The following is a 15,098-nucleotide window of genomic DNA, read 5'->3' on the forward strand; positions in this document are numbered from 1 at the left end:
ACCCGCTGACAGAGGCCGCACCCCGCCCCAGCGGGCGGGGTGCGGCCCCTCGCCGGAGGACCGAAACTACGGATTCTGACGTCCCATACAGAAGCTTCAAAGATCCTAAATCTAAGGGGAAAAGCATTGTTTATTCAGATGAATAAACAATTGAATTAGTACCAGCAGTACAGCAGTCGACTCTCACTAAAACTGATACGTAACCAAGGACTGAGCGCCATGACCATCACCGTCTACGAAAAGCCGTCGGGCTGTTTCGGGTGCAAGAAGACGAAGGAACTGTTCGATGCCGCCGGCGTCCGGTTCACCACCGTGGATATCACCGCCAATGACCAGGCCCTGGCCTACATCACCGACGAGCTCGGCTACAGCCAGGCGCCGGTCGTCGTGTACGAGAAGGACGGTAATGAGGACCACTGGTCCGGCCTGAATCCACCCAAAATTGCCCAGGTCATCAAACTCGACACCACGCGGCAATAATCCCAGTACATGCACAGAAGTACCGGACTCTGTCAGTACGTGAGTACGGTACGCCGAGGTACAGAAGTACTGAAACACAGAAGTACTGAAATCAACGACAACACCAGAACCCATAGATAAGGCAGTTGAGCATCATGGCCGGAGAAACCGTCACCACCGTCATCGGGAACCTCACCGCGGATCCCGAACTCCGCTTTACCCCCAGCGGGTCAGCGGTCGCGAACTTCACCATCGCGAGCACCCCGCGCACCTTCGACCGGCAGAGCAACGACTGGAAGGACGGGGAAACCCTGTTCCTGCGCTGCAACGTGTGGCGCGAGTCGGCCGAGAACGTCGCCGAGACCCTGACCAAGGGGAACCGCGTCACCGCCCAGGGCCGGTTGAAGTCCCGCAGCTACGACACCAAGGAAGGCGAGAAGCGCACCGTCATGGAACTCGAGGTCGACGAGGTCGGACCGAGCCTGCGCTATGCCTCCGCGAAAGTCACCCGCACCCAGCGCAGCAACACCAGCAACGGCGGCACGGGAGGCAACGGTGGGGGAGCGCAGCAAGGCGGACAGAGCAATCAGGGCAACCAGAACAACACCGCGTGGCAGCAGCAGCCCGCGGATGATCCATGGGGAGCCCCTGCAGCAGCAAGTGTTGGCGGTGCTGGTAGTGCTGGTGGGTGGGGCAACGGCCCCGAGAGTGAACCTCCGTTCTAGCCGCAGGCTTTGCACAGCATGGCGGACAAGCGTCGGTGGCCGGCTCTACGCTGGCTACCGACGCATCACACCACCAGTCACACCAATTAGTCACAGTAAGCGGCCCCGTAAACCGCCCAGTAGGAGAGAGAAAACTCATGACCAGCAGCCCCGAGGCGCAAGCGCTCACGAACGAGCATCACTGCGGCCTGCGGTCCTGGGCGAAAGGAACCTACACGATCGAAGCGGCAACCGAGTTGCTGATCCGGGCCTTCGACGGTCGTTTCGCCAGGTCGGGGGAGCCGTGGATCGGGATGGGCAGCCGCTGGCCCTACGTCGATTTCGAAGCGATCGAGGAGAACCTCGGAGGCCTCTCCGGAGGGGAGCGCCGGTTCATGCTGCTGGTCGCTTCCCTCGGTGATGGGGGAGCACTGGTCGACCTCGGGGACATCATCCCCGGTCTGGACCGGGACGTGCTGGCCCTCGTCCTCGCAGCGATCGCTCATGCCGGCGGAAGCCACGAACACTCAGGGTTCGAGTTCACCGAGGACGGCACACCGACCTCCATCGTCCGCCTCGCCCGACTCTACGACTGGCCCGACGGCAACATCATCTAAAGCCGCTGCGCGGCACACCGGCGGACAGCACTCGAGAACAGCAGGAAGTCCTGACCAGGGTGCACGGTAGGTCGAGTACGACGGACACCCCGGACAGGACTCCACTACAAAGCGTAGAACACGGCTCTGACACCGTGACTGACGCAGGGGACTGAGAGACTGGGCGGATGGGCGCGAATCGACCAGCACGTGGCCAGGTGGTCAGGCGACCGAGTGCGTCGGGTGCGGATGAGCGTCTCCGTTGACGTTGTACGGGGACGCTCATCCGCAGGGGTGGGCGTTCCTTGCGGACGCAGGGAGCACCCGCTGTCCGCTGCACCGGCCGCGGATGCCGAGGGCTGGCAGAACATCATCAGGATCTACAAGACGAGCGAGTTAGACGAACTCAGCGGTGGCCTCAGACCGCCGCCGCCAGCAGGAGCTTTCGACGACGAGGAGTAGCAGGTGAGCAAGCGCAAACCGGCGTCATTCACGCCGTACTTCACGCAGACCGACGCCGACCAGGTGCGGGCCGCGTTCCTCGCCGCGGGACGGGCCGAGGGGTACCGGTCCGTGACAGACTTGATCGAAGCAGCTGTGATGCGCGAGGTGAAGCGCCTGCAGCGCAAGCACAACAACGGCAGGAAGTGGGAACCGGTAGCACCGGGAGCCCTCCGGCCAGGCCGACGGACTCTCGAGGAAGAGAAGAACCGGGCCCCATAGATTTCCTCGTTGCGGGGAAACGCAAGAAAAGCAGTACGGAAGCGGGAGCTGGTGGTGCAGCTGCCGCTTCCAGCTTTTGACCCTCCGGTCGGTCGTCGGCACCGTGAAGGGATGCCCGCTTCTCCCTCCGCACCCTGACGTGATGTGCGGTGGCTAAGACCAGCCCCGCAGCGCCACCACCCAGCACGCCGGCTGTGCTCAGATCAAAGACCAGCCTGGCCACCACCAGCACGCCGACGGTGAGGGCGAGCTTCATGAGGAGATTGGCGATGTCACGCATGCAGCTCACCCTACGGCGAGCATCCTTGCAGCCACTGCTGCGAGCCATGGGCACCATTCAGATGCCAGCGTGTGACAGCCCAAATGCTTCCCTCGTTCCCGCCCCTAAGAACGTACGCACCATTCGTAGGATCCGTCCTTTATGGTTCTTGACGCCTACTTCACGTGGCTCGTACTGTTCCGCCAACGGTCCGGTCTGGACCGTCTTCAACAAAATCGGGGAGGAATAATGTATCGACCATTTTGGGGTCAGGTAGCTGTCGGCGCGGGCGCCACGGCTGTACTTCTGGTTTCGGCTGCAGTCCCGGCAAACGCCGCCAGCACGCAGGGAAGGCAAGCCATCACCTTCGATCGGTGCATCATCGACGAAGAAGTCGGATTGGTGTCCTGTACGACCGGGACGCAAAGCAGCATTGAGGTGTACACACCCTCGGGCAGGGTCATCGTGCAGGGCCGGATCCAGTCCTCATCAACGACCACTCACCAGGGGCAGACGACCACGGAGGAGAGCGCGTATACATCCGTCAGCGTCTTCGAATGGTACATAGATGGACTCAACTTCCAGGCAAAGGTCATCAAGCTCAAGGGCGCGAGCACAATGGTCTTCCCGGACGGCATGGAATGCAATTTCGAAACGGACTTCATCGCAATCCGTGACGAATCCAAGTTCGACCACGGCTCCGTGAGCTGCACCCTTCCCTAGAAAGGATCACTAGAAAGAACGACGCGAATGCCCTGGCCATGCAGGGGTGCCGGGGCATTACGCACGAACCGGATCATTGGACGGACCCTCGGGCCGTCCTTTAGACGCACTCGAAGCTGCGTTGCTGGAATTGGAACTCGCCGCCTGCGTAGTGCACGTCGATGACTGCAGTGCAGGTACCCAGGTTCGGGTCGACGAGCGTCTCGGTCAACTGATCGTGGTAAACCGCGTTCTGATCGTCCTTCCGCAGCAGGTGGGACCGCATGGAGCCAGTTGTGGAGTAGGAATAGCCCTCATCGAAGGTCGTCGTCGTGTCGTATCGGGTGCTGCCGCGCATGACTACGTGACCGGATGGAGTGTTGACGACCGTGATGGAGGAGTGGATCGTCCCACACACCTCGACATGGCCGTAGTCCACGCATCCAAGCTGTTTGTACACAGAGGCGCCGGTCGATGCTGATGCTGATGCTGGAACCGCACCGGTGAAGGTGATAGCACCGGTCATGGCAAGGGCTGAGGCGAGTCGCCATTTGTTCATCATGATCCTCGATTCACCGTTGAATCCGTTATGAATGACGGCATGACCCGAGGTGAAGCACAGGGATGACTAGTGTGCGGTTGTTGCTCACACGACGGGAATTGCCACCGTCCCAATCGGATCAATCCACTGTTCGCCCATGTCAACGGATCACGACAAGTTCGTTACCCTCTGTGAGTAGTCACCCCGGTTATCTCTGCAGTGGCATCAAACCTTCAGCCGGTACTAGTTCTTGGCGCTGAATTCGCAAATATCAGTGGTGACGTGAAGCAGCGTTGCGGTCAACGGCATGAAGTTCAGTTGATGGTCACGAGCCGTCTGGGGTGGAGCTCGTGGCCGTCGGCCGCGGGCATGTCGCCTGTAGTGCTTCCCAGGATTGTACACGTACGAAACCCTGCCGGCCGCGGAACGACGAGCCCTGCTGGCCGCCGATGAACTTGCTGCAGCCTTCGACGAGATTGCATCAGAGAGCGCCGAATAGGAGTGGATTCAGCCCTTTCCCGAACCACTACCTGACATAATGTAGATTATCGGCATTCTAGGAAGTGGAGTCGGAGCCATCGTCAGACATGGGATCACCGACGGCTGATGGACTCTTCCTCCTGGTAACTGTCGCTCACCGAACGTCCTGGCCTTCAGGCACTGAAGCATCCGCGTGGGCCTGGATGCGATGACCACGACACCATGTCGGCTTCGCCACGAGGGCTGCGGGCACAGGACTGTTCTCGGCATCGGACACGTGCTGTTCGTCGCGGACAGCTCACCGTCCCTCAACCGCTCACGCGGAACTACAAAGTTCTAGCAAGTTATACAAGTTTCCTTACAAGCGGCTAGATTTCCTTATATGCATTTGGAGCTGAACCCCTATAACCCCGGATCCGGACTACCGCCCCGTGTCATGGGAGGCCGGCAGCAGGAAATGGACGCGTTCGACCTCATCGTCGCGCGAACGAAACGGGACCTGCCGAACCGTGGAATGGTGCTGTCCGGGCTTCGGGGTGTCGGCAAGACCGTCCTCCTCAACTACCTGAGGTCCCACGCGGACAACCACGGCTGGTTCACCATCTGGCTCGAGGGCAAGCCGGAAGCACAAGGCTTCACAGAGGTTCGGGAGAAGTTTGCACGGGAACTCACCTCAGCAGCACGCCGATACAACGGGCCATCCGGCAAGGACCGATTGCGGGAGGCTTTCGGGACGATTCAGTCCTTCAACCTCGCCCTGGGTGTGCCCGGGATCAAAGCCGATATCAGCGTGAGCTCCAACCGAGCCAACTCCGGCACCATCGACATCGACCTCGAGGAGCTCGTCGAGGACGTTTCACTCGCCCTCAAGACAGACAACAGTGCCTTCGCGATTTTCATCGACGAGATGCAGGACCTCGACCAGGAACTACTCTCTGCCCTCATCACCGTCCAGCATGCAGCAGGTCAACGCGGCTGGCCGTTCTACATCGTCGGCGCCGGCCTACCCAATCTCCCTACCACCCTCAGTGAAGCCCGGACCTACGCCGAAAGGCTCTTCACCTACCGCACCATCGGCCCCCTCGCTGACACAGATGCGCAGTATGCACTGACGCGGCCGGCCAAAGAGATGGGGGCGGAATATTCCCAGGATGCTCTCGACGTCCTGCTTGACGCCTCCGGGCGATACCCCTACTTCATTCAGGAGTTTGGCAAGGCGATCTGGGACGCAGCTCCGAGCACACCGTTCACCGAGGAAGACGCCGAAGTAGCAGTGTCGATCGGTCGGAGCCAACTCGACGCTGGTTTCTTCTCCTCCCGCTGGGGACGCGCAACACGCAAGGAACGCGGCTATCTCCGAGCGATGGCTCATGATGGTGACGCCGGGTCCAGTACTAGCCAGATTGCCGAACGACTCGGCGTCAAAGTAACCGCTCTCGGCCCCGCTCGAGCGCAACTGATCAACAAAGGCATCATCTACGCCCCCAAGTACGGACAAGTCGCCTTCACCGTCCCGGGAATGTCCGGCTTCATCCTTCGGCAGCAGGAAGACTGAACCTCGGGGCGACGATCAGCCCCGCCCCTAGTGGGATGCTGAAAGCATTTCAGGACGGGCCACGAACCGCGGCATCACCATCGGGCGCGGACTCCTCGCTACTCCCCCATCATGATCCAACACGCCGGGTTCTCCGACTTGCCTCTGATACCCCCTAGGGGTAAAACTATCCGGAAGTACCCCTAGGGGGTACCCAGATGGACGAGCTATTCATGGAGGAGATCCAATGCCCGTGAAGCCACTCAGTTCCCGACTTTCCGGGAGACCTGCCGCTGCGAAGAGCAGGAGCCTTGCTCTGGCGTTGCTGGTGGTGGCCGGCGCGCAGCTGATGCTGGTGCTGGATGACTCGATCGCGAACATCGCGCTGCCGTCGATCCAGAACGAGCTGGCGGTCTCCTCCGCGAGCCTGCCCTGGGTGATCAACGCCTACGTCCTCTCAGTCTGGCCTACGAGGAGCTACTGCCCATGGCCGAGCCCGGGCTGGTGTTTATGATTTACACCGCCGAGCCCGGGTCGCCGTCGGCGGAGCGGCTTCGACTGCTCGCCTCCTGGGCGGCGGAGCACCGGTCCCGGCGAACAATTCCAGGTGCACAGCTCAGAGAATGATCGGCCGTGGGGCTCGGCATGGTGTCCGCAGCAGGTGCCGTTAGGGATGAGCCGACACTCGCCGCCGAACTCGCAGCAGCTCATGAGCGACGGGCTGCTTCCCGGACGGTGGTCTCGGTGAGGTTGGCCAGTAGCTGGATCCGCTCGTGCGTGGCGGATCCTGGTTCGGCGGAGAAGACGATCATCTGCAGGCCACGGTCGGATGCGAGGTCCATGGCCTGAAATGTGAGATCGAGGTCTCCCACGAGCGCGTGGTGGACGGCTTTGGTGCCGGTCCGGTGTTCTCGGACGTCGTGAGCACCCCATAGTCGCCGGAACAGGTCGCTACGGGTGGACAGCTCGCCGACCAGGTCGCTCAGGTGTCGGTCGTAGGGTGATCGGCCGGCTTCAGCCCGGAGCACGGCGACGATCTGACGGGTCTGTGCTTCCCACTTCCGGTAAAACGTCTGCGCACGGGGGTCGAGGAGGATGAATCGGGCGGCGTTCACCGGAGGCTCGGCGTCGTCGAGCATGTCGGAGAGCAGCGCGCCCCAGAGCGTTGGTCGCGACGGCATCGAGCCGCGCGTTCTGGACGAAGACGGGCATTGTGGACTTCTCAGCGATGGTCTGTTGCAGGCCCGGTGGGAGCCGTGACTTTCTCGTCGAGCGGGGTCGTTGCTGCGGGTGGGCCCCTGCAGTGGCCGCGCGGACAAGGGCATGCAGGTGTGCGTGCTCGACGTCATCGAGGTGTAAGGCGCGGCTGACTCCGTCGATGACGGCTTCCAAGACGCCCGCTGCGTTACCCCGCTCGAGCCGTTTGTAGTACTCGGGGCTCATCCCGGCCACCAGCGCAACCTCTTCCCGCCGCAGGCCGGGCACACGACGGCGACCCCCGGAGTCCGGCAAGCCCACCTGCCCGGGAGTGAGCCGGAATCATCAGCCACCCACGCTGGTCAGCAGGGCGGGGACCTCCGAAAGCTCGGCCAGGCGCTCGTGACGCTCTCCGACGAGTTGCCCAGGCGTTTCATCGCCGGTGCCGACGGAAGTGCAGGCGAGGAGCAGAACCTGGCCACTATCCAGCTGCTCACCGGGTCCTCCGGTGCAGGAGGACATATCCGGCGACTGCAAGGGTCCCGGCTACGGCTTCTGCCACTGCCGTCAGAGTCTTCTTCGCGTACCAGACCGGCTCATACATGGACGGGATGGGCCCGATTGCCGGCACCTGCACATATCGATACAGAACCACCGCTGCCAGAGCAGACAACGCCACGACGGCGGCGAGCGCGTAGGCGGCTCGACTGCCCCTGATGAGGACATACGCCGCAGCGAGGACCGCGACGACCGCCTGGATCCGGAAGAGGTTTCCCCCGCCGATTCCGGTCGGTGCGGCCTGCTGGAACCCTGGGGCTAGCTGGAAGTGGATGACCGCGCTGACGATCAGACCCACCGCAACCAGGACCCGCAGGGCGATCATCAGCAGTCGATTGCGCGCCTCTCCCCCGGCGTCGGGACCCTGTCTCGGTGGAGATTGAGCTTTCCTGTTGCCGGCAGCGGCTCCGGACGTGCTCATCCGACGACCAGGGTTCCGGACATCGCGGGGTGATAGGTGCAGATGACGGCGTACTCGCCTGCTTCATCCGGTGCGGTGAACGTCACTGTCTCACCGCCGGAAACGTCGACGTCGAACCCGCCCTCGTCCTTGGCCGTCACCGTATGCGGAGCGTCGTCCTCATTGATCACCGTCACCGTCGCGCCGGGTGCGATGGTCGCAGGCATCACGTATTCGAAGTCCGCGATGGTGATCGTCGCTTCTTCCGCCGGCGCAGCTTCCGTCGACGTCCCGGCGCCGGCGGTGGCCGCCGCTGATGCAGGTGCCGCAGCTGCACTGGTCGCCCCAGCCGTGCTGGGCTCGGTATCGGAGCCGCAGGCGGTGGTGCCCGTAATGGCCGCGGCGAACAGCAGAGCTGATATTCCGTAACGTATTTTCATGGCGATTCTTCCCGGGAGTGATGAGTTGGTGAGCGACGGGGTGAGTTGTCAGGCAGGTGGCTTGGTGGGTGGCCCTGCCATCGACGATGGCACTCGTTCATGGTGCACGAGGCCGGGCCGGGAGAAGTCGTCGGAAACTCCAGTACGCTCCGGTGGGACAGGAAGAACGGCATTCCGTTGTTGCATGCGGTCTCACCGGGACCAGACCTGCCGCCGGGAGCGGACCGCTTCCCCCGTGAGCGCCGCTTGCTTCATGAGCAGGGACAGATACTGGTCCTGGCTCGCCTCGGCGAGGCTGTACAGGTCCCGACCGCCCCCGACACACTCACTCATCCGCACGAGGCATTCCGCGATCGCGATCTCGTCGTCGCTGAGCCGGGCGGGCGCGAACCGGTTCTCGAACACCCATTCGTCGCCGGCCATGACGCCCCGCAGGAAAAAACCTTCGAGGTTGCCGCCCTCCCCTGCAGCAACACGACGGAACGTCGTCGAAACCGGTGTGCGGACGTCACGGAGGTACCGCAGATCCGCGTTGTCGATCTCTCCACGGTTCCCCCTCACCAGGAGGCGGTTCGCCCGGATCCACGAGAAGTACTGTTGCTCGGCGAAGTCGTAGACGCCCAGCCGGTCGCCGAAATCGAAACGGGCCGACAGCTGGTCCGCGGTCACCGTCACCTCCTCCCGCGGGTCCCCTTCCCGATCGGGCCCCTTCACGAGCGGCGACCGGAAGATCGCCGCCGTGATGGAGACGTCCTCGAACCCGACGCCAAGCGCCCGCCGCAGGATGCTCACACCGTGGTAGTCATGGCACTGGGCGACCAGCACCTGGCTGATCCTTCCCAGGCGTCCGGACGCAGCGACGCGCAACTGCGCCCGCAGGAGCGGGGACAGATGGTACTGCTCCGCCACCTGGATGACGGCTCCCCGCTCGACCAGGGGATACAGGCTGCTCAAGGCCTCCGGGTCAGGCGCGGGAGGTGTCTCGGTGAGAACCGGAACCTTCAGCTCAGCGAGGTGACGGATCGCGGCGGGCGCCACCTCCCGGGGAACGCAGACGACCACGAACGACGGGGAAGTCCTCGCCACAAGGTCGTCGATGGACGCGAAGGGCCGCACCCGCCACGCCTTCTCGATGCGGTGTCCGGTTGCCTCGTTCCGTGTGACGAGGCCCGTGACCTCGAAGCGGTCGGGCATTTCCCGGGCGACGCGGAGGAAGAACTCGCTCCTCCACCCGCTTCCGACGATCCCGAAGCGGATCCTCGCGCCCGAGCCACCAGCGGTATCTGTCCGAGCATCCATGGGTGCCCCCTCATCGACCGGAATCCGCATCCGGTGCCGGCGGGATCATCTCCTCAGCGCGTGCCCATCGGAGTCGAGGTAGTCGCGCCAGGAACGCTTCGGCGTCCAGCCGAGCATTCTCTGGGCCTTCGCGCTGGTGATGCCTGATGCATCGGTGCGGTCCAGGCCGCGCAGTTCGATCGTGTCGCCGTAGTACTTCGTCAGGATCTCGGCGAAGTCGTGGCCACCGACGTTGTCGGGGGACGCGATGTAGAAGACTTCATGCCCGGGCAGCTCCGACTCCGTGGCCAGCACGATGGCATCGGCGAGGTCGTAGACGTCGATGTAGCTCCAGAGGTTTGGGCTCAGGACCGACGCGTCACGGACCTGCGGTCCGAGATTCTGTTCATAGTTCCCCTCGAACTGGACCCAGCTGGGGCGGATGCTGATGCACCGGATGTCGGACCGGGCGATCGCGGCGTCCATGAGCTGCTCGCCGAAGTGCTTGGAGAGCGCATACGGGTCCTGCGGATGGATCGGGTGGTTCTCGTCCACGGGTGCGTAGTCGGGGAGGAAGTCCCGCTCGGGGAAGAAGAATCCGGGGACGGTCTCGCTGGAGATGTTGACGAAGCGTTTCACGCCGAAGCGGATGGCCGCCTCGAGGACGTTGAACGTGGCCATGAGGTTGGTCTGGAACACCACGTGGGGCGGGTTGCCGGTCGGCTCGGGGATGGCTGCGACATGGACGACGGCGTCCACGTCCCGCACGACGGCGTAGGCCTGGCCGGCGTCCGTGAGGTCGGCCATCGTGTACTTGAGTGTGCCCTCGGGCTTGCGCTCAAAGCCGGGACGGGTGAGGTCGGTGGTGACCACGTCGTGACCGGCTTCCTTCATCGCCTGCGTCGCTGCGCGGCCGACCTTGCCGTGGGCTCCGGTGATCAGGACCTTCATGGTGTCTCCTTCGAGGAATGAGCGTCGGCCGGGTTCCCGGGCAACGTGGGATCGAACAGATCGGGTAGGGCAGGGGGGGCATTGCCGGGAACTGGAGGGGAGCCCGCGGGCAGTGCGTCTACGCGTCGACGCCCGTGCTCTCACCGAGGGGTCGCCAGGCCTCCAATGAGTCCAGCTGTGCCTGGAGAACGCCGGTATGGGCGCTGATCGCGTCGGACCCGAGGACGAGCACCTCGGGCGTGTTCGGGGATTCCACCGCGGTGATGATCGCGGCGGCGGCCTTGGCCGGGTCGCCGGGCTGCGTGCCGTGGGTGGCGTCGTTCTCCTTCCGCCGCTTCCCGGCGGTCTCGGAGTAGTCGTCGATGGCGTCGACGGACTGCTGCAGCGACCGGCCCGAGAAGTCGGTCCGGAATCCGCCGGGCTCGACGACCATCGCCGTGATCCCCAGGGGCTCCACTTCCTTGCGCAGGGATCCGGTGAGTCCTTCGATGGCGGCTTTGACGGCCGCGTAGTAGCCGGACCCGGCAGGGGTGATCTTCGCGCCGATCGACGACAGGTTCACGATGGTGCCGGAGCGGCGGGCCCGCATCTGAGGGAGGACTGCCTTGATCATGTCGACCGATCCGAAGAAGTGCGTGTCGAAGAGCGTGCGGACGTCGTCGTCATCTCCTTCCTCCACGGCGGCCCGGTATCCGTAGCCGGCATTGTTGACCAGCACATCGATGCCGCCGAACACCGCGGTCCCACGCTCGATCGCCGTCCGCACCTGGCCGGCGTCGGTCACGTCGAGCGGGAGGGCAAGTGCGGTGTCGGGGTAGTCGGACGCGAGGTCTTCGACCGTCGATGCGTCGCGGGCCGTGACGACGGCCCTGTCTCCCCGCGAAAGGACGGCTTCCGCCAGGGCGCGCCCCAGGCCCGTCGAGCAGCCGGTGATCAGCCACGTGGTCATGATGTCTCCTCCACTGCCGGTGCTCTACCGGCCTTACGAATAGTCGACGCTATCTCCGCGCATTTCAAGCGCAGCGCGGCACAGCGGCGAAATAACCGGTCCGGTGATCAGACCGGTGATGCCCCGACGTACTCCGCGAGGTGCCGTCCGGTCAGCGTCGACCGGGACGCGACCAGATCCGCAGGCGTCCCCTCGAAGACGATGGTTCCGCCGTCATGGCCGGCTCCCGGCCCGATGTCGATGATCCAGTCGGCGTGCGCCATGACCGCCTGGTGGTGTTCGATGACCAGAACGGACTTGCCCGCGTCGACCAGCCGGTCCAGCAGGCCGAGCAGGTTCTCGACGTCGGCGAGGTGCAGTCCGGCGGTCGGCTCGTCGAGGACGTAGATGTCGCCCTTCTCACCCATGTGCGTCGCGAGCTTCAGGCGCTGCCGCTCTCCGCCGGACAACGTCGACAGGGCCTGACCGATGGTGAGGTAGCCGAGCCCGACGTCGGAGAGCCGGGTCAGGATCGCGTGCGCGGCGGGGACCTTCGCGTCGCCCGCGCGGAAGAATTCGGCCGCGTCCGCGACGGGCAGCGACAGGACCTCGCTGATATCTTTGCCCCCGAGCTTGTACTCGAGCACTTCGGCCTGGAACCGCTTGCCGCCGCACACCTCACAGGTGGTCGCCACACCGGCCATCATCGCGAGATCCATGAAGACGACCCCGGCCCCGTTGCAGGTGGGGCAGGCACCTTCGGAATTCGCGCTGAAGAGGGCCGGCTTGACACCGTTGGCCTTGGCGAAGGCCTTGCGGATGGGTTCGAGCATCCCCGTGTACGTCGCGGGGTTGCTGCGGCGGGAGCCCTTGATCGCCGTCTGGTCGACGGCGACGACGCCGTCCCTGCCGGACACCGAGCTGTGGATGAGCGAACTCTTACCGGACCCCGCGACGCCGGTGATCACACAGAGCACGCCGAGTGGGATGTCGACGTCGACGTTCTGCACGTTGTGGGAGGAGGCTCCCCTGATCTCCAGCGCCCGCGGCGACCGGCGCACGGTGTCCTTGAGCGCCGCGCGGTCGTCGAGGTGCCGTCCGGTGAGCGTCCCGCTGCGGCGCAGGCCGTCGACGGTGCCTTCGAAGCAGACCGAACCGCCCGCCGTCCCGGCGCCCGGGCCGAGGTCGACGACATGGTCCGCGATGGCGATCATCTCGGGCTTGTGCTCGACGACGAGGACGGTGTTGCCCTTGTCCCGCAGGCGCAGCAGCAGGTCGTTCATGCGCTGGATGTCGTGCGGGTGCAGGCCGATCGTCGGCTCGTCGAAGACGTAGGTCACGTCGGTCAGCGACGACCCGAGATGGCGGATCATCTTCGTCCGCTGCGATTCCCCGCCGGACAGCGTGCCGGAGGGCCGGTCGAGGCTGAGGTAGCCGAGCCCGATCTCCACGAACGAGTCGAGGGTCTCCCCCAGCGCCGCCAGCAACGGCGCCACCGACGGCTCATCGAGTTCCCGGACCCAGGCGGCGAGGTCGCTGATCTGCAGGGCACATGCGTCGGCGATACTGATGCCCCGGATCTTCGAGGACCGTGCGGCGTCGCTGAGTCGGGTCCCGCCGCACTCGGGACATGTCGTGAACGTGATGGCGCGGTCGACGAAGGCACGGATGTGCGGCTGCATCGCCTCACGGTCCTTCGACAGCATCGACTTCTGGATCTTCGGGACCAGGCCCTCATAGGTCAGGTTGATGGTGTCGACCTTGATCTTGGTCGGCTCCTTGTACAGCAGGTCGTGGAGCTCACGCTGCGTGAAATCGCGGATGGGCTTGTCCGGGTCGAAGAATCCGCTCCCGGTGAAGATCCGGCCGTACCAGCCGTCCATGCTGTACCCGGGGATGGTCAGTGCTCCGCCGTTGAGGGACCGCGTCTCGTCGTACAGCTGCGTGAGGTCGATGTCCGTCACGGAGCCCATGCCCTCGCAGCGCGGGCACATGCCGCCGGTGACGGTGAAGCTGCGGCGTTCCTTGACCGTGGTGCCGCCGCGCTCGATCGTGACGGCGCCCGCCCCGCTGATGGACGCGACGTTGAAGGAATAGGCCTGCGGCGAGCCGATCTGTGGCTGCCCGAGGCGCGAGAAGACGATGCGCAGCATCGCATTGACGTCGGTGGCGGTGCCGACCGTGGACCTCGGGTTGGCGCCCATGCGTTCCTGGTCGACGATGATCGCCGTCGTCAGTCCCTCGAGGACATCCACCTCGGGCCGCGCGAGGGTGGGCATGAAGCCCTGCAGGAATGCGCTGTACGTCTCGTTGATCATGCGCTGCGACTCGGCGGCGATGGTGTCGAAGACCAGCGAGCTCTTGCCCGAGCCCGAGACTCCCGTGAACACCGACAGCCGACGCTTCGGGATCTCGATCGTGATGTCCTTCAGGTTGTTCTCACGGGCGCCCTGCACCCGGATCAGGTCGTGGCTGTCGGCCGGGTGGGACGCTCCCTGCTGGAGGTCCGTCGTGGCTGTGCTCATGGTGTCTCCATCCGTCGGGTGGCCGCGAGCGCGGCCGACCCCGTACTCGTGCGGTGGGCCGCCGCCGAAGGCAGCACGTCTGATTGTCCGTCGTCACGTTCGAACCGGCAATGCGCCTCGACCCGTCCCTGTCCGCAAATGTGCTTTCCTGTAGGCATGAGTGCAGATGCTTCAAGCAACCATGTCCGTCCCGTGCTCCCGGCCGGTGCGGTCGTCGAGCTCGTCGAGGCCGTCCTCGCGGCGGACCTGCCGGAGATCGTGGCGGCCGGCCATCCGGTCCTGCGCCGGCCCGCCCAGGACTTCGACGGGCAGCTCGACGACGACACCCTGGGCCGGCTCATCGCGACGATGCGGCGCGTGATGCACGAGGCACCGGGAGTGGGCCTCGCCGCACCCCAGATCGGGATCCCCCTGCGGATCGCCGTTCTCGAGGACCAGGGAGTCCGGGACCCGGCGGTCGCCGAGGCGCGGTCCCGCACTCCCCTGCCGTTCACCGTCCTCATCAATCCGAGCTACGAGGCGGCGGGCGACGCCGTGGCCGCGTTTTACGAGGGCTGCCTCTCCGTACCCGGCTACCAGGCCGTCGTCGAGCGCCCGCACCGCATCGCGGCCACCTACACGCAGCAGGACGGCACAAGCGTGACGACCGGCTTCGAGGGCTGGCCGGCCCGCATCGTGCAGCACGAGACGGACCACCTCAACGGGCAGCTGTACCTCGACCGGGCGATCCTCCGCTCCCTCACGGCCGACACAGAGCACACCCGGTGGGCGCAACCTACGGTCGACGACGCGCGGCGGGGTCTCGGCTTCTAGCCCCCGCCGC

Annotated in this window: 16 protein-coding genes and 1 pseudogene; 9 read left to right on the forward strand and 8 right to left on the reverse strand. The window is 64.6% G+C overall.

Annotated features, from left to right (window positions below; all coding sequences use genetic code 11):
- Positions 1-219 precede the first annotated feature (219 nt).
- The 5 genes from ACX80I_RS06845 to ACX80I_RS06865 all read left to right on the forward strand — a co-directional run bounded on the left by ACX80I_RS06845 (position 220) and on the right by ACX80I_RS06865 (position 3,464).
- Positions 220-480, forward strand: coding sequence for a glutaredoxin family protein (locus tag ACX80I_RS06845; protein ID WP_459344382.1), 261 nt, complete (start codon positions 220-222; stop codon positions 478-480).
- Positions 481-614: 134 nt separating this feature from the next.
- Complete coding sequence (locus ACX80I_RS06850; RefSeq protein WP_459344383.1) at positions 615-1,184, forward strand: single-stranded DNA-binding protein; 570 nt, start codon at positions 615-617, stop codon at positions 1,182-1,184.
- Positions 1,185-1,321: 137 nt separating this feature from the next.
- Positions 1,322-1,780, forward strand: a complete 459-nt coding sequence (locus ACX80I_RS06855) for a hypothetical protein (RefSeq protein WP_459344384.1) — start codon at positions 1,322-1,324, stop codon at positions 1,778-1,780.
- Positions 1,781-2,224: 444 nt separating this feature from the next.
- Positions 2,225-2,482 carry a ParB family protein gene (locus ACX80I_RS06860; RefSeq protein WP_459344385.1) on the forward strand — a complete coding sequence of 86 codons (258 nt, stop codon included), beginning with the start codon at positions 2,225-2,227 and terminating at the stop codon, positions 2,480-2,482.
- Positions 2,483-2,903: 421 nt separating this feature from the next.
- Positions 2,904-3,464 (forward strand): hypothetical protein, encoded by a 561-nt coding sequence (locus ACX80I_RS06865; RefSeq protein ID WP_459344386.1) that lies wholly within the window; start codon positions 2,904-2,906, stop codon positions 3,462-3,464.
- A 100-nt stretch (positions 3,465-3,564) separates the two neighbouring features.
- On the opposite strand, the gene ACX80I_RS06870 is transcribed toward ACX80I_RS06865, so the two are convergent.
- Positions 3,565-4,005 carry a hypothetical protein gene (locus ACX80I_RS06870; RefSeq protein WP_459344387.1) on the reverse strand — a complete coding sequence of 147 codons (441 nt, stop codon included), beginning with the start codon at positions 4,003-4,005 and terminating at the stop codon, positions 3,565-3,567.
- Between the two features lie 895 nt (positions 4,006-4,900).
- Here ACX80I_RS06870 and ACX80I_RS06875 point away from each other — a divergent pair.
- The 3 genes and pseudogenes from ACX80I_RS06875 to ACX80I_RS06885 form a co-directional block, all read left to right on the forward strand.
- Positions 4,901-6,019, forward strand: coding sequence for an ATP-binding protein (locus ACX80I_RS06875; RefSeq protein ID WP_459344738.1), 1,119 nt, complete (start codon positions 4,901-4,903; stop codon positions 6,017-6,019).
- A gap of 226 nt (positions 6,020-6,245) precedes the next feature.
- Positions 6,246-6,512: a hypothetical protein gene (locus ACX80I_RS06880; protein ID WP_459344388.1), complete on the forward strand. Its 267-nt coding sequence runs from the start codon at positions 6,246-6,248 to the stop codon at positions 6,510-6,512.
- A pseudogene (locus ACX80I_RS06885) lies at positions 6,455-6,625 on the forward strand (hypothetical protein); the annotation flags it as partial. The gene ACX80I_RS06880 and the pseudogene ACX80I_RS06885, both read left to right, overlap by 58 nt.
- Positions 6,626-6,705: 80 nt before the next feature.
- On the opposite strand, the gene ACX80I_RS06890 reads toward ACX80I_RS06885, so the two are convergent.
- The 7 genes from ACX80I_RS06890 to ACX80I_RS06920 form a co-directional block, all read right to left on the reverse strand.
- Positions 6,706-7,179, reverse strand: coding sequence for an MmyB family transcriptional regulator (locus tag ACX80I_RS06890; protein WP_459344389.1), 474 nt, complete (start codon positions 7,177-7,179; stop codon positions 6,706-6,708).
- Between the two features lie 509 nt (positions 7,180-7,688).
- Positions 7,689-8,078, reverse strand: coding sequence for a hypothetical protein (locus tag ACX80I_RS06895; RefSeq protein ID WP_459344390.1), 390 nt, complete (start codon positions 8,076-8,078; stop codon positions 7,689-7,691).
- Positions 8,079-8,170: 92 nt separating this feature from the next.
- Positions 8,171-8,593 (reverse strand): cupredoxin domain-containing protein, encoded by a 423-nt coding sequence (locus tag ACX80I_RS06900; RefSeq protein ID WP_459344391.1) that lies wholly within the window; start codon positions 8,591-8,593, stop codon positions 8,171-8,173.
- A gap of 192 nt (positions 8,594-8,785) precedes the next feature.
- The gene (locus ACX80I_RS06905) at positions 8,786-9,892 is read right to left on the reverse strand and encodes a Gfo/Idh/MocA family protein (RefSeq protein ID WP_459344392.1); all 1,107 of its coding nucleotides are present in this window, start codon (positions 9,890-9,892) and stop codon (positions 8,786-8,788) included.
- A 45-nt stretch (positions 9,893-9,937) separates the two neighbouring features.
- Positions 9,938-10,822: an NAD-dependent epimerase/dehydratase family protein gene (locus ACX80I_RS06910; protein WP_459344393.1), complete on the reverse strand. Its 885-nt coding sequence runs from the start codon at positions 10,820-10,822 to the stop codon at positions 9,938-9,940.
- 118 nt (positions 10,823-10,940) lie between these two features.
- Positions 10,941-11,771: an oxidoreductase gene (locus tag ACX80I_RS06915; protein ID WP_459344394.1), complete on the reverse strand. Its 831-nt coding sequence runs from the start codon at positions 11,769-11,771 to the stop codon at positions 10,941-10,943.
- A gap of 107 nt (positions 11,772-11,878) precedes the next feature.
- The gene (locus ACX80I_RS06920; RefSeq protein ID WP_459344395.1) at positions 11,879-14,275 is read right to left on the reverse strand and encodes an ATP-binding cassette domain-containing protein; all 2,397 of its coding nucleotides are present in this window, start codon (positions 14,273-14,275) and stop codon (positions 11,879-11,881) included.
- Positions 14,276-14,431: 156 nt separating this feature from the next.
- Here ACX80I_RS06920 and ACX80I_RS06925 point away from each other — a divergent pair, with 156 nt between their 5' ends.
- A complete protein-coding gene (locus ACX80I_RS06925) occupies positions 14,432-15,088 on the forward strand; it encodes a peptide deformylase (protein WP_459344396.1) in 657 nt (218 codons plus the stop codon).
- Positions 15,089-15,098 lie beyond the last annotated feature (10 nt).

It is taken from the genome of Arthrobacter rhamnosi, from assembly GCF_054510855.1.